The 20584-nt window shown below is 73.3% G+C and carries 18 protein-coding genes; 14 read left to right on the plus strand and 4 right to left on the minus strand.

All coding sequences use genetic code 11. The annotated features are described in order from the left end of the window. Positions 1 to 90 precede the first annotated feature (90 nt). The 10 genes from lxmD (at position 91) to ACFZP7_RS18535 (ending at position 11087) form a co-directional block, all read left to right on the plus strand. Positions 91 to 702 carry a peptide terminal cysteine decarboxylase LxmD gene (gene lxmD / locus ACFZP7_RS18490; protein WP_031017315.1) on the plus strand — a complete coding sequence of 204 codons (612 nt, stop codon included), beginning with the start codon at positions 91 to 93 and terminating at the stop codon, positions 700 to 702. Next, entirely contained in the window at positions 699 to 1691 is a 993-nt protein-coding gene (locus ACFZP7_RS18495) for a hypothetical protein (protein ID WP_385634862.1), read from the plus strand. The genes lxmD and ACFZP7_RS18495 overlap by 4 nt, the downstream gene beginning before the upstream one ends. Beyond that, positions 1688 to 2893 carry a class V lanthionine synthetase subunit LxmK gene (gene lxmK / locus ACFZP7_RS18500; protein ID WP_385634864.1) on the plus strand — a complete coding sequence of 402 codons (1206 nt, stop codon included), beginning with the start codon at positions 1688 to 1690 and terminating at the stop codon, positions 2891 to 2893. Before ACFZP7_RS18495 ends, lxmK begins: the two co-directional genes overlap by 4 nt. After that, a complete protein-coding gene (locus tag ACFZP7_RS18505; protein ID WP_385634866.1) occupies positions 2890 to 4020 on the plus strand; it encodes a T3SS effector HopA1 family protein in 1131 nt (376 codons plus the stop codon). The genes lxmK and ACFZP7_RS18505 overlap by 4 nt, the downstream gene beginning before the upstream one ends. Further along, positions 4017 to 4865: a bifunctional 2-polyprenyl-6-hydroxyphenol methylase/3-demethylubiquinol 3-O-methyltransferase UbiG gene (locus tag ACFZP7_RS18510; protein WP_137961283.1), complete on the plus strand. Its 849-nt coding sequence runs from the start codon at positions 4017 to 4019 to the stop codon at positions 4863 to 4865. The genes ACFZP7_RS18505 and ACFZP7_RS18510 overlap by 4 nt, the downstream gene beginning before the upstream one ends. Continuing rightward, a complete protein-coding gene (locus ACFZP7_RS18515) occupies positions 4862 to 6151 on the plus strand; it encodes a M16 family metallopeptidase (protein WP_385634868.1) in 1290 nt (429 codons plus the stop codon). Before ACFZP7_RS18510 ends, ACFZP7_RS18515 begins: the two co-directional genes overlap by 4 nt. After that, positions 6148 to 7506, plus strand: coding sequence for a M16 family metallopeptidase (locus tag ACFZP7_RS18520; RefSeq protein WP_385634870.1), 1359 nt, complete (start codon positions 6148 to 6150; stop codon positions 7504 to 7506). Before ACFZP7_RS18515 ends, ACFZP7_RS18520 begins: the two co-directional genes overlap by 4 nt. Continuing rightward, a complete protein-coding gene (gene lxmJ / locus ACFZP7_RS18525) occupies positions 7503 to 8537 on the plus strand; it encodes a F420-dependent peptide dehydroalanine reductase LxmJ (protein WP_192341984.1) in 1035 nt (344 codons plus the stop codon). The genes ACFZP7_RS18520 and lxmJ overlap by 4 nt, the downstream gene beginning before the upstream one ends. A gap of 252 nt (positions 8538 to 8789) precedes the next feature. Beyond that, complete coding sequence (locus ACFZP7_RS18530; RefSeq protein ID WP_203612801.1) at positions 8790 to 9899, plus strand: sugar ABC transporter substrate-binding protein; 1110 nt, start codon at positions 8790 to 8792, stop codon at positions 9897 to 9899. Between the two features lie 150 nt (positions 9900 to 10049). After that, the gene (locus tag ACFZP7_RS18535; RefSeq protein WP_030972832.1) at positions 10050 to 11087 is read left to right on the plus strand and encodes a helix-turn-helix transcriptional regulator; all 1038 of its coding nucleotides are present in this window, start codon (positions 10050 to 10052) and stop codon (positions 11085 to 11087) included. On the opposite strand, the gene ACFZP7_RS18540 is transcribed toward ACFZP7_RS18535, so the two are convergent. Both ACFZP7_RS18540 and ACFZP7_RS18545 read right to left on the minus strand, forming a co-directional pair. After that, positions 11050 to 12033, minus strand: a complete 984-nt coding sequence (locus ACFZP7_RS18540; RefSeq protein ID WP_030972834.1) for a LuxR C-terminal-related transcriptional regulator — start codon at positions 12031 to 12033, stop codon at positions 11050 to 11052. The two genes, ACFZP7_RS18535 and ACFZP7_RS18540, sit on opposite strands and share 38 nt — an antisense overlap. A gap of 25 nt (positions 12034 to 12058) precedes the next feature. Next, positions 12059 to 13042, minus strand: a complete 984-nt coding sequence (locus ACFZP7_RS18545; protein WP_078855373.1) for a helix-turn-helix transcriptional regulator — start codon at positions 13040 to 13042, stop codon at positions 12059 to 12061. Between the two features lie 304 nt (positions 13043 to 13346). On the opposite strand from ACFZP7_RS18545, the gene ACFZP7_RS18550 reads away from it, so the two are divergent. Together ACFZP7_RS18550 and clpB are read left to right on the plus strand one after the other, a co-directional pair. Further along, on the plus strand, positions 13347 to 13682 hold the full coding sequence (locus ACFZP7_RS18550; RefSeq protein ID WP_019324905.1) for a hypothetical protein: 336 nt from the start codon (positions 13347 to 13349) through the stop codon (positions 13680 to 13682). A gap of 256 nt (positions 13683 to 13938) precedes the next feature. Then, on the plus strand, positions 13939 to 16539 hold the full coding sequence (clpB, locus tag ACFZP7_RS18555; RefSeq protein ID WP_031017288.1) for an ATP-dependent chaperone ClpB: 2601 nt from the start codon (positions 13939 to 13941) through the stop codon (positions 16537 to 16539). A 42-nt stretch (positions 16540 to 16581) separates the two neighbouring features. On the opposite strand, the gene ACFZP7_RS18560 is transcribed toward clpB, so the two are convergent. Continuing rightward, complete coding sequence (locus ACFZP7_RS18560; RefSeq protein WP_193449339.1) at positions 16582 to 17106, minus strand: hypothetical protein; 525 nt, start codon at positions 17104 to 17106, stop codon at positions 16582 to 16584. Between the two features lie 147 nt (positions 17107 to 17253). On the opposite strand from ACFZP7_RS18560, the gene ACFZP7_RS18565 reads away from it, so the two are divergent. Then, positions 17254 to 17790, plus strand: coding sequence for a YbjN domain-containing protein (locus ACFZP7_RS18565; protein WP_031017283.1), 537 nt, complete (start codon positions 17254 to 17256; stop codon positions 17788 to 17790). Between the two features lie 62 nt (positions 17791 to 17852). Here the strand turns inward: ACFZP7_RS18565 and ACFZP7_RS18570 are convergent, their stop codons facing one another. After that, positions 17853 to 19082, minus strand: a complete 1230-nt coding sequence (locus ACFZP7_RS18570; RefSeq protein WP_019324908.1) for a pyridoxal phosphate-dependent aminotransferase — start codon at positions 19080 to 19082, stop codon at positions 17853 to 17855. An 891-nt stretch (positions 19083 to 19973) separates the two neighbouring features. Here ACFZP7_RS18570 and ACFZP7_RS18575 point away from each other — a divergent pair. Further along, positions 19974 to 20510, plus strand: a complete 537-nt coding sequence (locus ACFZP7_RS18575) for a DUF2617 family protein (protein ID WP_019324910.1) — start codon at positions 19974 to 19976, stop codon at positions 20508 to 20510. The last annotated feature ends 74 nt before the right edge of the window (positions 20511 to 20584 follow it).

Consider the following 20584-nt stretch of genomic DNA (forward strand, 5'->3'; position numbering starts at 1 on the left):
GTGACCCGCGGGGAGGGGCCGGTGCCGGCCACCGGTCCCTCCCCGGGCAACACACCACCTGATTCCCGTCACTTCCAGGAGGACAGTGTCATGGAGGCCCCGGACCCCACGGGCGTCGCGGACCCCGGATTCCGGCGGGTTCTCCTCGTCGGTACTGGAGCGCTCGGCGTGGCATTCCTGCCCTTCTGGACCAACTGGCTGGGCAACACCTTTCCGGAAATGGAGAAACGGGTCGTGCTGACCCGTTCCGCCCGTCGCTTCGTCTCGGCGGACGCGATATCCGCGCTGTGCGGAAAGGACGTCGTCACGGACGACTGGAACGAGGCCGGCCCCGGTGCCGCCCCGCACGTGGAACTGGCCCGCTGGCCCGACCTCGTCCTCGTCCACCCGGCCACGATGCACTTCGTCGCGCGTTACGCGCTGGGCCTGACCGACACCCCGCTGCTGTGCGCCCTGCAGTCCACCTCCGCGCTGGTCGGCGTGGCGCCCTCGCTGCCGCCCGGCGCCCAGCTCAGCCCCGTGGTCCAGGGGCACCTGGAGACCCTGCGGGCCCGCCCCGGCGTCGTCGTCGCGCCGACCGTGCCCGCGGTCAGCGCGAGCACCGGCGAGACCGAGGACGGGGGCGCGGCCCCGCTGTCCGAACTGATGGGCCTGTGCGTCGGGGCGTACGCGAGGGCGCGGCGGGACGAGGAGGAGGCGTGACGGCGGCCACCGCGGGCCCGGTCGAGGAGTTCGCGACCGGGCTGCGCACCACCCGCGTACGGCGGACCCCCGACGGGCGTCACGAGTGGTGGCACGGGCCCGGCACGGGCCGCCACGACCCGCCGGCCGCACCGCTCGCGCCGGCCGTTCCCGCGCACACCGCGGGCGCCCGCCTGGTCGTGCCGCGCCCCGTCGAGGGCGGCCTCGCCTACCTCGCCGACGGCCCGTACTCCGCCGCCGCCTGGCTGCGCGACCCCCGCCCCGCGGTCCGGCTGCTGCTGGCGCACGCGCTGGCCGGTGCGGGAGAGGCGCTGCGCGACCTGCACGCGAGCGCCGTGCCGGACGGGGCGGGCGTGCCCCCGGCCCTCGCCCGGCTGCGGTCGTTCCTCGACCGGGGCGCCGAGGGCGGCGTGGCCGGCCCGCACACCCCCCGCACGGCGTCGTACGCGCCCGCCACGGCACCGCACGTCCCCGCCGCAGCCCCGCACGCCCCCGCCGTCGTGCGGCTGCGCGAGCACGCCGCGCGCGTCTGGGGCCCGGCCCGCCTGGAGCGGCTGCGCTCCTGGTGCGCCGAGCTGACGGAACCCGGCGGCACGGTCCTCGTCCACGGCTTCGCCTCCCTCGGCGCGCTGATCCCGCCCCTGCGCCGGGGACCGGTGGCGCTGCTGACCGGCGAGGACCTCGGCGCCGCCCGGCCCGAACTGGACCTGGGCTGGCTGCTGGGGGACCTGGCCGAACTGGACTGGGCGGTACCGGTGTCGGCGCACCTGGACGGCCCGGAGCTGCCGAGGGTGCTGCTCGACGCCTACGGCTCCGGCGCGGACCGGGAACTGACGGGCCGGGCCGCCGTCGTACGGATCGCCGCGCACACGCGGGACTTCGCCGCGTACTGCGGCTGGAGCGACGAACTCGCCGACTACACCGCCTTCATCGCTGACCTGATCGACGAGGAGGGCCGCCGCGCGGTCCTCGGGGGAGCCACACCATGACCACCACCACGGCCGAACGGCCGCGCACGCGGCAGCGCTACCGGCCCACCGAACTGGACACCGTCCCGGCCGTGAACGCCCTGCTGCGGCGGCTCGGTCTGGGCCGGCTCGACGCGGCGGCGACCACCGCGTTCGGCGGGCGCAACGACAACTGGGCGGGCCCCACCACCACCGGTGAGCAGGTCTTCGTCAAGACGGTCACCCCGCTGCCGGACGGCACCGGCTGCCCCGAACTCGACCGGTCGCTGAGCTTCGAGGACCTGGCCGTCCGCCTGACGCCCGCCTCGCCGCTGCGCTCGCCCGGGCTGCTCGGCGCCGACCCCGCCGCAGGCGTCATGGTCCACCGGCTGGTGCCCGGCGCCCGCTCCGGTGCCGAACTGGCGCTGGACGGCGACTTCGACGACGACCTGTGCCGGAGCGCCGGACGGGCCGTCGGCACCCTGCACGGCCTGGGGCCCGTCGACGGCCTCGACACCGGCGAGGCGCCGCTGCCTCCGCTGTCCTGGCTGAAGGCCCTGCCGTGGAGCGCCGTCCAGGAGCGGAGCATGGCCCAGATCGCCGCCTGGCAGCTCGTCCAGGACGACACCGAGGTGGTCGACGCCCTGCACCGGCTGCGTGACCTGGAGCGGACCGTGCCGCTCGCCCCGGCCCACTGCGACCTGCGCTTCGACCAGTTCATCCGGGCCGACGAGGGCGCGGGGGAGCTGTACCTCGTCGACTGGGAGGAGTTCCGGCTCGCCGACCCCGCGCGGGACGTGGGCGCCTTCGCCGGGGAGTGGCTCTTCCACGCCACGTACTCGGTCTTCGCGCCGACGGAGGCGGGAGCCGGGCGGCCCGAGGAGAGCACCGCCGGCTTCGGGCTGACGCACGAGGAGATCGTCGCGCGCGGCTCGGCGAGCCTGCGCCGCCACCTGCCCCGGATCGCCGCCTTCTGGCAGGGCTATCTGGAGTGCCGCCCCCAGGCCCTGGCGCTCGACGCCGGACTGCCCGAGCGGGCCGCCGCGTACGCCGGGTGGCACATGTACGACCGGCTGATCGCCACCGCCGAGTCGCACGCCACCCTCAACCCGGTCGCCCGCGCCGCCGCCGGCATCGGCCGCACCGTCCTGCTCGGTCCGTCCGCCGCCGCGCGCACGCTCGGCCTGTCCGCGGAACGGACCCCGCACACGCCGCACGCCTCGAACGGGAGCGACCACCGATGACCACCGCCCTGCTGAACTCCCCGGTGCCGGACGCCTCCCCCGTCGCCCGGCACCGGGGGCTCGCTCCCCGGCTGGCCGAGGCGCTGGACGCCGTCTCCGTCGCGCCGGGTGCCCGCCGGGCCTCGGTGGCCGGCCGTACGGTCACCGCCGACAGCCCCCGCGACCTGCGCGGCCGACTCACCAACGCGCTGTACGAGGAACTGCACGCGGGCCGCCACCGCGGCGGTGCGGTCCCCGACGGGCCGCCCCCTCGCCGCACCCTGCGCGATCCGGCCCTGGAGGCTCGGCTCGCGGCCGCCGTGCCGCACCGCACCACCCCCACCCGGGGCCGCCTCGTCGAGGTGCTCCGCCGGCCCGACGGCGACCAGCTCGTCGTCCGCCTCCCGGAGGTCACTGCCCGTGTCCCCGCCGACCGCCTGCTGAGCCCGTCCGTCCCGCCCGCGCCCGGTGAGACGGTCGAACTCGCCCTGGAGGCCGCCCGGCCCGCACTGTCGCCCGGCTTCTTCTACGTCATGGGCTCCCGCCCGCTGCCCCGCCCCGCCGGCGCCGTACGCCGGATCTTCCTGCACGCGCGGGACGCCGACGCGGCGGTCGTGCTGTGGGGCGCCGCGCTCGGCGCGCTGGAGGGGGCGGCCGCGCTCTACCACGCCAAGGTGCTCTCCGACCCGCAGGACTTCCCGCGCCGGGACGCCGTCGTCCTCTACCTGCACGGCGACCACCGTCCCGGCGAACGCGCCGTCACGGAGGCGGTCTCCCGGTACGCGGGGACGCTCACCGGGCCCGACACCTCGGTGTTCACCGAGGAGTTGGCGCCGGGCGTCGCCGCCGCCTGGGACCCGCAGGACCCGCGCCCCGGCCAGAGCGGCATGAGCTTCGGCCAGCACCGCGCGTTCGCGCTGGCGTCCGGGCTGATCGACTGCGCCCTGGCCGACGGCTCGGAAGCCTCCGACGCTTCCGAAGCGTCCGGAGCCTCCGAAGCAACCGAAGCAGCCGACGCCCCCCGGCCCTCCGACGCTCCCGTCGGACCCGGGAGTGCGGAGCACGTCGTACGCGCCCTGCGCGAGGCGGGCATCGACCCGCTGCACCCCCAGAACAACCTCGACCCCAGCCCGGGAGCGGCACGATGACGACCACGGCCCCCGCCACCGAGACCAACGAGACCGCCGAGATCCCCGAGACCACCGAGGCCGGCGAGACCCCCGAGACCGCCGCCGGTGGCGGTCTCGGCACCGCCCTGACCACCGCCTACAGCGACGCCCTCGCCGAGGTGTACGACGAGATCTACCCCGCCACCCCGGACCTCGAGGACATCGCCGACTTCCTGCTCACCCTCACCGCGTCCGGCGCGAGCGTGCTCGAACTCGGCGTCGGTACCGGCCGGGTGGCGCTGCCGCTGGCCGACAAGGGCTTCCGGGTGCACGGCGTCGACTCCTCCGAGGGCATGCTCGCCCGCCTCGCCGAGAAGGACCCCGAGGGCCGGATCACCCCCGTGCACGCCGACTTCGCCGCCCTCGACCTCGGCCGGACCTTCGACGTGGTCCTCGCGCCCTTCAACTCGCTGTGCTGCGCGGTCGCCCCGGACGAGCAGATCGCCCTGATGCACGCGGTGGCCCGGCACACCGCGCCCGACGGGCACGTCGTCGTCGAGACCTTCGACCCCAGCGACTACCACGTCCAGAAGAAGAACGAGATCAGCACCTACCCCGTGCCCGGGCGCGGAGCCATGATCGAGTCCATCGGCGTGCTGCCCGCCTCGCAGAACATGATGGTCCACAACACCCTGTTCCTGGACGGGGAGCCGCCGAAGTCCGCGACCACGGTGATGCGGTACCTGTGGCCCAGCGAACTCGACCTGCTGGCCGGCATCGCCCGTCTGGAGCTGTCCGCCCGCTACTCCGGCTGGCGCGAGCAGCCCTTCGACGGCGGCGACAGCCGCAAGATGTGCGTCTCCGTGTACCGGCCGCTGTCGTGACCCTCCCGCTGACGGTCGAGGAGGTGCCGGGGCGGGGGCTCGTGGCCGTGGCGCTGACGGTGCGGGCGGGCGGCGACGACGATCCGCCGGGCCGGCACGGGACGGCCCACCTCGTCGAGCACCTGATGTTCCCGCGCGGCGCCGGGGAGGACTCCGGCCACGTCGCCCTGGTCGAGGAGGCGGGCGGCATGTGCAACGCGGAGACCCACCGCGACCACACTGTCTTCCACACCGTCGCCCCCGCCGACGCGCTCCCCGAGATCCTGGCCTGGGAGGCCCGGCGGCTGCGGCGCTTCGCCCCGGCGCCCGCGACCGTGCGCTCCGAGAACGCGATCGTCGCCGAGGAGATACGCGCGTCGGACGCCGGGACCCGGCTGTGGGACACGGTCCTCGCCGCCCTGCACCCCGGTGCGCGCGACGCCTACGGCACGGTGGCGGAGCTGCGCGACCTGACGCCGGAGGAGGCGGAGGCGTTCTTCCGGCGCCACTACCGGCCCGAGCGGGCGGTGCTCTCGGTGGCCGGGGACGTGGACGCGGGGCGGACGGCGGAACTGGTGGAGCGGGAGTTCGGTGGCTGGACACCACTGCCGGTCCCGTGCCCGGCCGACCGGACCGCCCCTGATCCCTCCCCCGCCCCTGCCTCCGCATCCCCGTCCCCGTCCTTGTCCGTGCCCTCGTCCCCGTCCCCGTCCGCCCGGCCCCACGGTGCGACGCCCCGGCACCAGGCCCCCGTGCCCTACCACCGCGACGGTGTGGCCATCGGGCACGCCCTGGCCGACCCCCGCCGGGACCGGGGCACGTACTTCGCGCAGGCCGTCCTGTGCGAGGTCCTGCGCCGTTCCCGGCTCCCCGGGCTGCTCACCCGGACGGCCCGGCTGGACGCGGCGACCGTGCGCTGCGGCTACCAGGGCCAGTGGCTCGCCTCCGCCGCCCCCGACCTCGCGCTCGTCCTGCTCGGCCGGGCGCCGGGCACCGGCACCGACGAGGCGGTCGGCCTGTGGCGGGACACCCTGGCCGAGCTGGCCGCCGAACCGCCCGGCCAGGAGGAGCTGCGGCCCGCGCTGGCCGTGCTGCGAGCCGCCTGCCACCGCCAGGCCGACTCGCTCACCGCCCGTGCCGTCACCCACGGCCGCGCCGCACTGCTCTTCCCGGGCCTGGACGGCACCGGCCCCGACACCGTCCCCGAGCACCTGGCCGCCGTGACCGCCCCCGAGGTGGCGGCCGCCGCGCGCGCCCTGCTCACCGCACCCAGCACCGTCCGGACCCTGGAGAGGGCCACCCCATGAAGGCCACGACCGCCCCGCGCCGCCCGGCACCGACCGGCCGGGAGACCCTGCGCACGGTCCTCCCCAACGGCCTGGACACCGTCGTCGTCACCGTGCCAGGCGCGCCCCTGGCCGAGCTGCGCCTGGTCCTGCCGTACGCCCGCACCGAACCCACCCTCGCCGTCGCCCAGGAACTGCTCGCCACCGGGCTCGGCACCGCCTCGACCACCCGCGACCGGCGGTCCGTGGCCGATCTGGCGGCCGGACTCGGCGCCGAGCTGAGCACCGTGGTCACCGCCGAGCACCTGGTCTGGTCGGCCGGCGTGCTGGCGGAAGGGCTGCCGGCCGCGCTGGAACTCCTGGCCGACCTGCTGCTGCGCCCGGCCTACGACCGGCCGGCCGCCGCCGGCACCCGGCTGCCCCCGCCCCCGCCCGGCCCCGGCGCCCGCCTGCGCCGCGCCCAGCTCCGCCACGCCTTCGGCGGCCCCCACCCGCTGTCCGACGACGCCCCCGGCGGCACCGTCCCCACCGCGGCGGAGCTGCTCGCCCTGCACCACCGGGCGGTCGTCCCGCGGGGCGCCGTCCTCCTGCTGATGACCGGTGAGGAACCGGACCGGGTCCTGGACCGCGTCCACGCGGAGCTGGGGGCCTGGACGGGCGGCCCCTCCGGGCTGTCCCTGCCCCCCTTCCCCCGGAGCGCCCCCGCCCCCGGGCGCCTCGCCCTGCACGACCCGGCGGCCGAGCAGGCGCTGCTGCTGACCGCGGGCCCCGCCGTCCCGGCCCCCGGCCCCGGCCACCCCGCGCTGCACCTGGCCCAGCTGGTGCTGGGCGGCCACGCCTCCTCCCGGCTCACCCGGCGGCTCAGGGAGCGCCACGGACTGGCGTACGCCGTGGACGCCCGCATCCGGCAGAACCGGGCCGGCTGCTGGCTGGAGATCGACTGCGCCGGTGCCCCCGGCACCGCCGACCGGCTGGCCGAGGAGGTCACCGCCTGCCTCGCGGAACTGGCCGCGACCGGCCCCACTCCCGAGGAGACCCGGCGGGCCCGGCGCTACGCCGCCGGCTTCACCCGGTTCGCCCTCGCCACGCGCGCGGAGGAGGCGAGCGCGCTGGCGGGCTTCGCGGCGGCCGGCCTCGACCCGCACTGGCTGACCGAGTACCCGCACGCCCTCGCCGAGGTGACACACCGGCAGGTCGCCGAGGCCGCCGCCCGCTTCCTGGACCCGGAGCGCGCCCTGGTGGCGACCCTCGACCGCCCCGGCCCCGCGCCCGCGGCCACCACGGACGTCACGGCGGCGGCCGACCAGGACACGAAGGAAGCGACCGAAGCCGCGGAAGCGTCCGAAGCCGCGAAAGCCCCAGGAGCCCGACCGTGACGACACCCGCCCCCGACCAGCCGCCCGCCGGGCAGCCGCCCGCCCCCGACCAGCCGCCCGGCACCGGCCTCCCGGCGGTCCTCTACCCCCTCCAGCCCGACCACCCCGAACTCGTCGCCCCCTTCGCCGCGCTGGTGGCCCGCACCGGCGCCCGGCGCCTGTGGCTGTGCCAGTCCTTCCGGGCGGAACCGCACCAGGTGCTGGCCCACCTGGCCGGCATGGGCCACACCGTCCCCGTGGGCACGGCGGTCACCCTCCTCCCGCTGCGCCACCCCTACGAGGCCGCGCTCCAGGCCCGTTCCCTCGCCCTGCTCACCGACCGGCCGGTGGTCGCCGGGTACGGCATCGGCACCCCCGAGTTCGCCGAGGGGCTCGCGCCCGAGCCGTACCGCAGCCCCCGCACGGCGGTGGGGGAGTACGTGACGTCGGTACGCGCCCTGCTGGACGGCCGGAGCGTCGCCCACGACGGCGCCTACCACCGGTTGCACGGCGCGCTGCCGCCGGTCGGGCCGCACGCTCCGGTCGAGGTCGGCGCCGGGGTGCTGCGGCCGGGCATGGCCCGGACGGCCGGCGCGACCGCGGACGTGGCCATCACCTGGATGACCCCGCCGCCCTACGTACGCGACGTCCTCGTCCCGCGGCTGGCCGCCGGCGCCGCCGGGGCGGGCCGCGCCGCACGCCCGCGCGTCGCCACCGCCGTCCACGTGGCGGTGCGCCGGCCGGGCCGCGACCCGCGCCGCCTCGCCGAGGCCGCTGCCGGCACCCATCTGCGCGTTCCGCACTACGCCGACATGCTGCGCCGCGCGGGCGTGGACCCGGACGCGGCCGACCCGGCCGCCGAGCTGCTGCGCGCCGACGTCGTCGTCACCGGCACCCCCGGCGAGATCGCCGCCACCCTCGCCCGCTACCGGTCGGCCGGCGTCGACGAGATCCTGCTCAACCCGACGGCGACCCTCCTCACCGAGGGCGTCCACGCGGCCGTCGACGACCTGGAGGAGATCCTCGCGGCCGTCGCGGCCGGCGGCGGCTGACCGATCGTCACCGTCGCCCGCCGCGTGGGCCGGAGACGCGGCCGGACACATCCGTGACCGGCCCGTGCGCACGCCTCCAAGGGATCTCCGCACCGGCTCCCCAGGACGTCCGCGAGATGGGCGGAGCGTACTGTTCCCATCTCGTTAAGTGGTATCCCTTGACGCCGATGGCGGGGGAAGCGTTGGCTTTTCAGTCACATGGGCCGCACTGCTGTGCCCACGTCCCGATTCGCACATGAAGTGAGCCCTCGCATGCGTCGTCGTATCGCCATATCCGTGGCCGCCGCCTCCATGTCCCTCATGCTCGCCGGCTGCGGCATGCTCGGCGCCTCGGAGAGCAGCGACGGGGCGAGCCCCACGAAGGGCGACGACATCACGGTGGCGCTGCTCCTCCCGGAGAAGGCCAACACCCGCTACGAGCAGTTCGACTACCCCTTCTTCAAGGCGAAGGTCGCCGACCTCACGCGGGACCAGGGCAACGTCAAGTACGCCAACGCGGAGGCCAGCTCGTCCAAGCAGGCCGAACAGATGCAGCAGATGATCGACGAGAAGGTCGACGTCATCGTCCTGGACGCGGTCGACGCCAAGGCGATCGGGGACAGCGTGCAGAAGGCCAAGGACGCCGGCATTCCGGTCATCGCCTACGACCGGCTGGCCGAGGGCCCCATCGACGCGTACATCTCCTTCGACAACGAGCTGGTCGGCGAGGTCCAGGGCCGCTCCCTCGTCGAGGCGCTCGGCGACGGCGCCGACAGCTCCGACAAGATCGTCATGATGAACGGCTCGCCCACCGACCCCAACGCCAAGCAGTTCAAGGCCGGTGCGCTGTCCGAGCTGAACGGCAAGGTGACGATCGCCGAGTCCTTCGACACCGAGGACTGGAAGCCGGAGAACGCCCAGGCGAACATGGCCGAGGCGATCGAGAAGATCGGCAAGAACAACATCGCGGGCGTCTACTCCGCCAACGACGGCATGGCCGGCGGCATCATCAAGGCCCTGGAGAGCGCGGGCGTCACCGACCTGCCGCCCATCACCGGCCAGGACGCGGAACTGGCGGCGGTGCAGCGGATCGTCACCGGCGAGCAGTACATGAGCGTGTACAAGTCCTACCCGCAGGAGGCGGAGCACGCCGCGGAGATGGCCGTGGCACGGGTCCAGGGCCGGGACATCCAGTTCGACGCCCTCGCCCGCGACAAGGTCGACAGCCCCACCACCAAGGCCATCCCCGCCCAGCTGGTCCCCGTCGTCGCCCTGACCCAGGACAACATCAAGGAGACGGTCGTCGCGGACGGCTTCTACAAGGTCTCCGACATCTGCACGGCCAAGTACGAGGCGGACTGTGCGGAGATCGGGCTGAAGTAACCCCCGGTACGGGGCCGGCCGCACCTCTCGGCGCACCGGCCCCGACCCGCCTTCCGGGCCGCCGTCCCGCCCCGAGCCGTGTTGCGGACCGGGTCCGGGCCGCGCATAGTTGCGCTGCGGAAAGAGCCGGAACCGGGGGTGGGATGGGCGATGGCCGGGCACGGGGCTGAGGAGCATCCACACGGTGCCGACCGGCTGTGCGCGGCCGGGGACCGCGTGTACTCCAGGGCCGTACGGCGCGGGCGGGTGCCGCGCCGGGACGCCGAGCCCGTCCCCTGCCTCCTCGAACTGGCCCTGCTGCACCCGGACCCCGACGACATGGACTGGCTGGTGCCGACCTCTCCGCAGGAGGTCATGACCCGGCTGCTGCGCGGGGTGTACGACGAGGTCAGCGCGAGCCAGCGGCGGGTGGGCTCGGCCGTGGAAGCGTTCGAGTGGTACGCCGGTCTGGGCGGGCGGACCGCGCCGCCCGCCGGCACCGAGGGCACGGCGATCCGGGTCCTCGACGGCCTGGCCCGCATCCAGGCCGCCATGGACGAGGCGACGCAGGTCTGCACGACGGAGGTCCTGACCGTGCAGCCCGGCGGCATCCGGCGGGAGGCGGAGCTGTCCGAGGGCCTGCACCGGGCGCTGGCCCTGCGAGGGCGCGGGGTGCGGATGCGGGACCTGTACACGCACGTCGCCCGGCACGGGCAGGGGCTGCTCAACTACCTGGAGCTGATGGGCGACGCGGTGGAGGCCCGCACCCTCGACGAGGTCGTGGACCGGCTCATCCTCTTCGACCGCACGGTCGCCTTCATCCCCGCCAACTCCGACCGCACGATGGCCCTGGAGCTGCGCCACCCCGCCCTCGTCGCCTATCTGGGCACGGTCTTCGAACGCCTCTGGCGCCTCGCGATCCCGTTGACCGCACCGCTCCCCGACACGGGCATCGAGGGCATCTCCCACCGCGAGCAGTCCATCGCGGCGCTGCTCGCGGAGGGCCACCAGGACGCGGTGATCGCCGAGCGCCTCGGCATCAGCGTCCGCACGGCCCGCGCCCACATCGCCCGCCTCTCGGAGACCCTGGGCGCGGCGAGCCGCACCCAGTTGGGGGTGCGCATCGCCCAGGCGGGCCTGGACGGCTCCCGGCACACGGTGGCCTCTCCCGTCATCCGTCCCGGTCGAGGATCCCCGACTGCCCGATGAGGTAACCGAGCTGCGCCCGGCTCTCACTGCCGAGCGTGGCGGCGAGTTTGGCGATGTGGACCCGGGCGGTGCGGACGTTCATGCCGAGGCGTTCGGCGATGACGTTGTCGGTGTGGCCCTCGATGAGGAGGGCGGCTATGGCCCGCTGCCGGGGGGTGATGCCGTTGAGGGTGGGCTGCTGGACGGCACGGGGGTGCATGGGGGTGGCGAGGTGCCAGAGGCGGTCGAAGGTGTTGACGAAGTAGGCGACCAGCGCCGGGTGGCGGACCTCGAGGGCGAGTGAGCGGTCGGCGTTGGCGGGGATGAAGGCCACGGTGTGATCGACGATGATGAGGCGTTCGGTGACCTGGTCGAGGGTGCGTGCCTCGACGTCCCCTCTGAGGCGTTCGTAGCGTCCGATGACCAACGGAGCGTGGCGGACGGTGTGCTGGTACAGGGCCCGGACCCGCCCGCCCTGGTCGAGGAACGCCTGGTCCCGCTCCAACGCCGCCTCGTGGTAGTGGAAGGGGGGTGCGACGAGGCCGTCGTGCGGCTGGATGGCGAGGAGTTGCTCCGTGCCCTCGGCCATGGCTTCGGCGATGGCCCGGCCCACGCGCTCCTTGGTGCTGAGGAGCCTGAGGGACGACGCGTCCTCACCGCCGACGGCACGCCGGTCGAGGCGCATGAGAGGTTCGAAGGCGTCCGCGAGCCGCTGTCCGCGGCGGCGTTCGACGGTGATGCGCTCCTCCGAGGAACGCAGCAGGCGTTGCAGGGCGACGGCTGGAGGAACGGGCTCCAGTCTGCTCGGGTCCTCGATCGCCGGGTGGAGTATGCCCTTGTCGAGCAGGCAAGGAGCTGCTGTCGCCTCGACGCCGGGGAGGTGCCCCTCGCGCAGTGCGCGGGCATAGAGACTCAGACCCGCCTCACACAGTTCCTCCGCTCCATGGTGATGTGCTCTTGGGGTCACGTGCGGCTCTCTTCATCGCTGGCGATCAGTGATCCTTCTCCAGGATCCCGGACTGGGCTATGAGGAAACCGAGCTGGGCTCGGCTGCCGCTGCCCAAGGCCAAGGCCAATTTGGCGATGTGTGCTCGACAGGTCCGGACGTTCATGCCGAGACGGCGTGCGATGGCCTCGTCGACGTGTCCTTCCACCAGGAGCTTGGCGATCGAGTGCTGGATGTCCGTGATGCCGTCGGGGGCGGTTTCGTAGGGCGTACCCACCTTGAGCGGCACCGCGCGGGACCACATGAACTCGAAGACTTTGATCAGATACCTGACCAGCCCGGGGTGGCGCAGTTCCAGAGCTACTTGGCGGTCTTCGCGGGTGGGGATGAAGGCCACGGACTCGTCGCAGATGATGAGCCGTTCGACCAGTTCGTCGATGGTGCGGACCTCCACCTTGCCGTTGGCGATCTGGTCCACGTAGGCGAGGGTCTCGGGACTGTGCCGGGCGGTGTGCTGGTACAGGGTCCGGAACCGGACGCCTCGCTCGATCAGTGGCCTGTCCCGCTCAAGGCCCTTGAGGAGGTTGCTTTCCAGCCGTCGGCCACCGGGCTGCACGGTGAGCACTTCCGTACGGCACTCGGAGGTGGCGAGATTCAACGCCGAGTTGATGCGGTCCCTGCCCTCCAGAACGGTGATGGCATGGGTCGACGCGGTGTCCTGGGAGCTCGCGGCCATGAACGGCTCGAAGGCGTCCGCCAACTGGACCGACAGGCGCCGACGCTCCGTGATCTCCCGTTCGATCGGATGGAGTCGTTGAGCGAGGGCCACCGTGGGCGGGACGGGGCGCAACCACGTGGCATCGTCGGGGTCGGGGTGGAGGAGCGCGAACTCCATCAGGCAGGGGGCCGACTCGACGTCCGCCCGTGCGATGCGGCCGGCGCGCAGCGCGCTGAAGTAAATTCGACTGCCTTCGTCACACAGTTCGGTTATGGCGTGGGGATGTGTCGCATCTGTCTCATTTGTCCCCATTTTTCCACCCCCCAGGGTCCTGAACATGCAGGAACATGATGCACCGATTGTGTGGCCATGACGTGCCTGAATGAGCCATCGTCTTATCCGACGGGGGAAGAGGAGACCATCGAGTGAGGACGAAGCCGACTATGAGTAAGAGAATGCTTCGCTCGGTACTTGCCGCTGCTCTTTCCGCCGTTGTGGTGTTTGGGGCCGCGAGCGGCCTGGCCGGCAAGTCCAGTGACGTGCGTGCGGGTGCCGGAGCGACTGCGGTGACGGTCGGTGTCGACCGTACCGACGACACCTCCTGGAACTGATCGCGATGTCGACGCCACCTGACGACCGCTCCTTCCGCCGGGAGATGGCCACCGCCTACCGATCCGGCTGGCACTTCATCGACCTGGTCACCGCGATCCCCCACCCCGGTGACTCCCTGATGGTGACCGTCTTCGGTGAGCCGGTCGTCGTCACGCTGGACGAGGACGGTGACGTACGGGCGTACCGGTGTCTGCGGCGGCCTCGGGGGGCGCCGCAGCCCGTGCGGTGTGCCATCCGCTACGGAATGATCTTTGTGAACCTGGACCAGAGGGACCACCGGCTCGCGCAGCCGGAGGATCCCGGAGTGAGGACCATCTCGGCCACCCCCCGCAGTGCCTGACGCGATTCCCCCGTCGTAACAGATCGCCTCAGGTGCTTCCCCCCGGCAGCGGCGTCACCGTGACCTGAACACGGTGACGCCGCTGTCGTTGTGCGGGGACATTTCCTGGTATCCGCCACTGTCGCCCCCCTCTCGGCCTGGCCGAAACTTCCTGCTGCCCTTGAGTGGAATAGACTCAACTTTGTGTACGTTGGATGAGTCAGCACTGGGAGACACGGCCGACCGCCACGGCCGACGCTAGGAGGAGAGCCAGAACGTGGACGCCGAGCTGACCAACCGGAGCCGGGACGCGATCAACGCGGCGAGCAACCGGGCCGTGACCGAGGGGCACGCCGACCTCACCCCCGCCCACCTGCTCCTGGCCCTGCTCCAGGGACAGGACAACGAGAACATCACCGACCTGCTCGCCGCCGTCGAGGCCGACCTCGCCGCCGTGCGCTCCGGCGCCGAGCGCATCCTCGCCGCGCTGCCCAGCGTCACCGGGGCCACGGTCGCACCGCCGCAGCCCAACCGTGAGATGCTCGCCGTGGTCGCCGACGCCCAGGCCCGCGCCAAGGAACTCGGGGACGAGTACCTCTCCACCGAGCACCTGCTCCTCGGCATCGCCGCGAAGGGCGGCGCGGCCGGTGAGGTACTGGAGGGGCAGGGAGCCAGTGCGAAGAAGCTGCAGGAGGCCTTCCGCAAGGCGAGGGGAGGGCGCCGCGTGACCACCGCGGACCCCGAGGGCCAGTACAAGGCGCTGGAGAAGTTCGGCACCGACCTCACCGCGTCCGCCCGCGAGGGCAGGCTCGACCCCGTCATCGGGCGGGACCAGGAGATCCGGCGCGTCGTGCAGGTGCTCAGCCGGCGGACCAAGAACAACCCCGTCCTCATCGGCGAGCCGGGTGTCGGCAAGACCGCCGTGGTCGAAGGGCTCGCCCAGCGGATCGTCAAGGGGGACGTGCCCGAGTCGCTGAAGGACAAGCGGCTGGTCGCGCTGGACCTGGGGGCGATGGTCGCCGGGGCCAAGTACCGGGGTGAGTTCGAGGAGCGGCTGAAGACCGTCCTCGCCGAGATCAAGGACTCCGACGGCCAGGTCATCACCTTCATCGACGAGCTGCACACCGTGGTGGGGGCGGGCGCCGGCGGGGACTCCGCCATGGACGCCGGGAACATGCTGAAGCCCATGCTCGCCCGCGGTGAGCTGCGCATGGTCGGTGCGACCACCCTCGACGAGTACCGGGAGCGGATCGAGAAGGACCCCGCCCTGGAGCGGCGCTTCCAGCAGGTGCTGGTGGCCGAGCCGACCGTCGAGGACTCCATCGCGATCCTGCGCGGGCTCAAGGGCCGCTACGAGGCCCACCACAAGGTGCAGATCGCGGACAGCGCGCTGGTGGCCGCCGCCAGTCTGTCCGACCGGTACATCACCTCCCGCTTCCTGCCCGACAAGGCCATCGACCTCGTCGACGAGGCCGCGTCCCGGCTGCGTATGGAGATCGACTCCTCGCCCGTCGAGATCGACGAACTCCAGCGTGCCGTCGACCGGCTGAAGATGGAGGAGCTGGCGATCGGCAAGGAGACCGACGCCGCCTCCCTGGAGCGTCTGGAGCGGCTGCGGCGCGACCTCGCCGACAAGGAGGAGGAGCTGCGCGGCCTCACCGCCCGCTGGGAGAAGGAGAAGCAGTCCCTCAACCGCGTCGGTGAGCTGAAGGAGAAGCTGGACGAGCTGCGCGGGCAGGCCGAGCGCGCCCAGCGCGACGGCGACTTCGACACCGCCAGCAAGCTGCTGTACGGGGAGATCCCGGCCCTGGAGCGCGACCTGGAGGCCGCCTCCGAGGCGGAGGAGGAGGTCGCCCGCGACACCATGGTCAAGGAGGAGGTCGGCGCCGACGACATCGCCGACGTCGTCGCCTCCTGGACCGGCATCCCCGCCGGGCGGCTGATGGAGGGCGAGACCCAGAAGCTGCTGCGGATGGAGGACGAGCTGGGCAGGCGGCTGATCGGGCAGACCGAGGCCGTACGGGCCGTCTCCGACGCCGTGCGGCGGAGCAGGGCCGGGATCGCCGACCCGGACCGGCCGACCGGTTCGTTCCTCTTCCTGGGGCCCACCGGTGTCGGCAAGACCGAGCTGGCCAAGGCGCTCGCCGACTTCCTCTTCGACGACGAGCGGGCGATGGTCCGCATCGACATGAGCGAGTACAGCGAGAAGCACAGCGTCGCGCGGCTGGTCGGCGCCCCGCCCGGATACGTCGGGTACGAGGAGGGCGGCCAGCTCACCGAGGCGGTGCGGCGGCGGCCGTACTCCGTCGTGCTGCTGGACGAGGTGGAGAAGGCGCACCCCGAGGTCTTCGACATCCTGCTCCAGGTGCTGGACGACGGGCGCCTCACCGACGGGCAGGGCCGCACCGTCGACTTCCGCAACACCATCCTGGTGCTGACCTCCAACCTCGGCAGCCAGTACCTGGTCGACCCGCTGACCACCGAGACCGAGAAGAAGGAGCAGGTCCTGGAGGTGGTCCGGGCGTCCTTCAAGCCGGAGTTCCTGAACCGGCTCGACGACCTCGTGGTCTTCTCGGCGCTGAGCAAGGAGGAGCTGAGCCGGATCGCGCGGCTCCAGATCGACGCGCTCGCCCGTCGCCTCGCCGAGCGCCGCCTCACCCTGGACGTCACCGACGACGCCCTGGCCTGGCTGGCCGACGAGGGCATGGACCCGGCCTACGGAGCCCGGCCGCTGCGCCGCCTGGTCCAGACCGCGATCGGCGACCGGCTCGCCCGGGAGATCCTCTCCGGCGAGATCAAGGACGGCGACACGGTCCGCGTGGACCGCTTCGGCGACGAGCTGATCGTGGGGCCGGCGGCGGGTGGCAAGACGCTGTAGCCCCCATGCGCGCGGCCCCGCACCCCCTCGGGGCCGCGCGTGTCACAGGGTGAACGCGGCGAACCGCACCAAGGCGGTGCCGGTGTCCTCGTACTCGACGCTCACCTGGACGGCGTGGGCGTCCACACCGTCCGGCAGGCCCTGCGCGTAGTCCAGATCCAGACACAGGTCCACGGCGGCGTCTCCGCAGAACTCCGTCTCGGGCGCGGGGGCGTCCGGGTAGGTGTGCGCGAGCCACTCGGCGACCCCGGCGCGCGGCATCCGGAAGGCCGCGCTGTAGTGGACGTCCTGCCATCCCTGCATCGTGCAGGCCCCCACCGGCTCGGCGCCGTCCGGCAGCGCCGCCCCGCCGAAGCCCAGCGCCTCCGCGCAGGGACGCTGTTCGGGGCCGCCGCCGAGCGGGTACTCGGAATCGGACGCCACGAATGACACGAGGACGATGAGGACGGGAAGCAGCACCAGCGCGGCCAGGGCCACGAGGACCGCGGTCGGCCACCATCCGGTCCGCCCGCGCGGCACCTCCTCGCCCCCGCCGGTGTTCCCCGCCGTGCCCCGTGCCGGTCTCATTTCCCCGCCTCCGTCCGCCACGCGACCCACCCGTCCACCCGACCGGCCGGATCATGTCAGCCCACGGCTGACAGGCCCCCGGCGGGCTTGCCACCCCCCTCCCCGCATGGGGGAGGATGACCGGATCCGTACGAAGGGAAAATCACGGTGAGCATCGACCCGTCCTCGATTCCGAACTTCGGGGGCAAGCAGCCCGAGCCGCAGCCCCAAGGACCGGCGGGCCCCGTCGTCCCGGATCAGGATCTTGTGAAGCAGCTCCTCGAGCAGATGGAGCTGAAGTACGTCGTCGACGACGAGGGTGACCTCGCGGCGCCGTGGGAGCAGTTCCGTACGTACTTCATGTTCCGCGGCGAGGGCGACCAGCAGGTCTTCTCGGTGCGGACGTTCTACGACCGGCCCCACCAGATCGACGAGAAGCCGCAGCTGCTCGAGTCGATCGACGACTGGAACCGGCGCACCCTGTGGCCGAAGGTGTACTCCCACACCCACGACGACGGCACCGTCCGCCTGATCGGCGAGGCGCAGATGCTGATCGGCATGGGCGTCAGCCTGGAGCACTTCGTCTCCTCGACGGTCAGCTGGGTACGCGCCGCCATCGAGTTCGACCGGTGGCTGGTGGAGCAGCTCGGCCTGGAGCAGGAGGTCAACGAGGCCGAGAAGCCCAAGGACGAGGGCGACGAGTAGTCCGTCCCGTCCCCAGCGGAGCCCGGCCCGGACGGTGACGTCCGGGGCCGGGCTCCCGCCGTTCAGGAAGAGGTGCCGGCCGCCCGTCCCCCCAGCGCCTTCAGCCGGCCCACCGCCTCCTCCAGCACCGTGATCCGCTTGCAGAACGCGAAGCGCACGAAGGGGGCGCCCGCCTCCCGGTGGTCGTAGAAGACGGCGTTGGGGACGGCGACGACGCCCGCGCGCTCGGGCAGGGCGCGGCAGAAGGCGACGCCGTCCTCCTCGCCGAGGGGGCGGATGTCGGTGGTGACGAAGTACGTGCCGGCGGGACGGTAGACGCCGAATCCCGCTTCCTCCAGCCCCGCCGCCAGCAGGTCCCGCTTGGCCCGCATGTCCTCCCGGTAGGCGGTGAAGTAGGAGTCGGGGAGGGCGAGCGCCTCGGCGACGGCGTACTGGAAGGGGCCCGCGGACACGTACGTCAGGTACTGCTTGGCCGAGCGGACCGCCGTGATCAGGGCGGGCGCCGCGGTGATCCAGCCGACCTTCCAGCCGGTGAACGAGAAGGTCTTGCCGGCCGACCCGATGGTGACCGTGCGCTCGCGCATGCCCGGGAAGGAGGCGAGCGGGACGTGCTCGGCCTCGTCGAAGACCAGGTGCTCGTAGACCTCGTCGGTCACCACCAGCAGGTCCCGTTCGACGGCCAGTTCCGCGATCGCCGTCAGCTCCGCGCGGGTGAGGACCGTGCCCGTCGGGTTGTGCGGGGTGTTCAGCAGCAGCAGACGGGTGCGGTCGGTGACCGCCCCGCGCAGCTCGTCCAGGTCCAGGCGGAACGCGCCCTCGTGCGGGCGCAGGGTCACCGGTACGCGGGTGCCGCCCGCCATGGCGACACAGGCCGCGTACGAGTCGTAGTACGGCTCCAGCGCGACGACCTCGTCGCCGGGCTCCAGCAGGGCCAGCAGCGAGGCGGCGATGGCCTCCGTGGCGCCGGCGGTGACCAGGACCTCGGTGTCGGGATCGTAGGACAGGCCGTACCGGCGGTGCTGGTGGGCGGCGACCGCAGTGCGCAGCTCCGGGACGCCGGGGCCGGGCGGGTACTGGTTGCCGCGTCCGTCGCGCAGCGCCCGCACGGCGGCCTCCCGGACCTCCTCGGGGCCGTCGGTGTCCGGGAAGCCCTGGCCCAGATTGATCGCCCCGGTCCGCACGGCCAGGGCGGACATCTCGGCGAAGATCGTCGTCCCGAACTCGGCGAGCCGGCGATTGAGGAAGGGACGGGCGCTGGAGCCCGGGGGCGGCGTGGAGGTCATGGCGGCCATCCTGCGCCGAAGCTCTGAGCTTCCTCAACTCTGCTTTGGCGCGTGGCGGCGAGGGGCATCTCCCGAACACGCAACGAGAGCTTCACGCCGACGACGCTTCTCGAACGTCGCGGGCGCAGACAGCGAGGCACCCACGGGGGGTTGCTTCGGGGGACCTTCCGGGCGCGAGCCCGGCATCGGAAGGAGGGTGACGCCATGGTCATCGGCCTCATCCTGATCGTGTTCGCCGCCCTGGTGGTCGGCGGACTGCTGGCCGGAGCGCGCGGCGGTTCGCCGGCCCGCCGGACGCGGAGCCGCGGTTCGCGGTCGTCCGACGGGGGCGGCGGGAACAGCTGGTGGGCGGGGGACGGTGGTTCGTCCTCCAGCGGACACCACCCGAGCCACTCCTGCGGTGGCGGCTCGTCCTGCGGAGGCGGGTCGTCCTGCGGAGGCGGGTCGTCCTGCGGGGGCGGGGGAGGAGGCGGCGGCGGATGCGGTGGAGGCAGCTGACACGGGGCAGCTGAGCTCCCGCAGGGGGAACCGCATCCCCGCCACGGGGCCCGCTCCTGGGCCGGGCCCCGCCTTCTCTCCCTCTCACGAGCGCCCGCCGGGTGACACACCCGGCGGGCGCTCCCACGCACCGGCGCGCGCCGCGCGGGCGGGGTGTACGCCCTGGTTGAACAGTTGAGCTGAGGAGCCCCCTGAGGGATGGAAACCCCACGAAGTTGGGTAAAAACGCTGTGGCGGCGCCACAGTTCATGATTCGCTCTCCCTCACCAACGCAGCTCCTCGGACGACCTGTTGACCCCCCTCCTGACCGGCCGACTGGGCTGAGCGGGCCGCATACCCGGCCATGACCGGGATGCGCAGGCCCCACACCTTCCTCTCCTTGTGTGCTTGCGGAGCCGATCCATGCTCACGACCCTGAAAACCGCCTACACCGACACGCGCGCCGCAGACCTGGCCTGGGCCCTGGGGCGCGAACCGCTGCCCGCGCTCGCCAGTCTGGACCTCGAACTGACGGGCGCGAAACTGCAGTTGAGACTGCTGGGCGCCTCCCACCAAGTGCTGCTCGAGGAGGAGCGGGGCAGCTGCTCGGAGACGGTGGCGTGCATTCCGGGCAGCAGCACCCCCCTCCCGCTGGGCGTCGCCAAGCGGGTGGGCGACTGGGAGTACGAGTTCGCCGCCCGGGTGGAGATGCTGACGCCGGGCTCCTTCGCGGGGCGGGCCCAGGAGCTGCTGGCCCTGGTCTCCGACCATCCGCACGGCCTGGCCGGGGTCTTCCCCGGCAGCCCGCACGCCTTCACCGCGCTGCTGGCCCACCAGCACGAGGGGCAGGTGCACTGGCGGACCTGGCACGCGTACCCGCAGGACGGACAACTGGTGGCGACCCGCACCCGGGTGGGCGTGCGGGTGCCGGCGGCCCGGCTCAGCCCGACCCCGGGGTGAGCGGCGACGGGCCGGGCGGGCGTCGGGGATAAACCTGTGGCGCCCCGGAGGGCACTGGTTTCACACGTGTGGGT

The organism is Streptomyces sp. SudanB5_2050 (assembly GCF_964272335.1).
Lineage (GTDB): Bacteria > Actinomycetota > Actinomycetes > Streptomycetales > Streptomycetaceae > Streptomyces > Streptomyces rochei.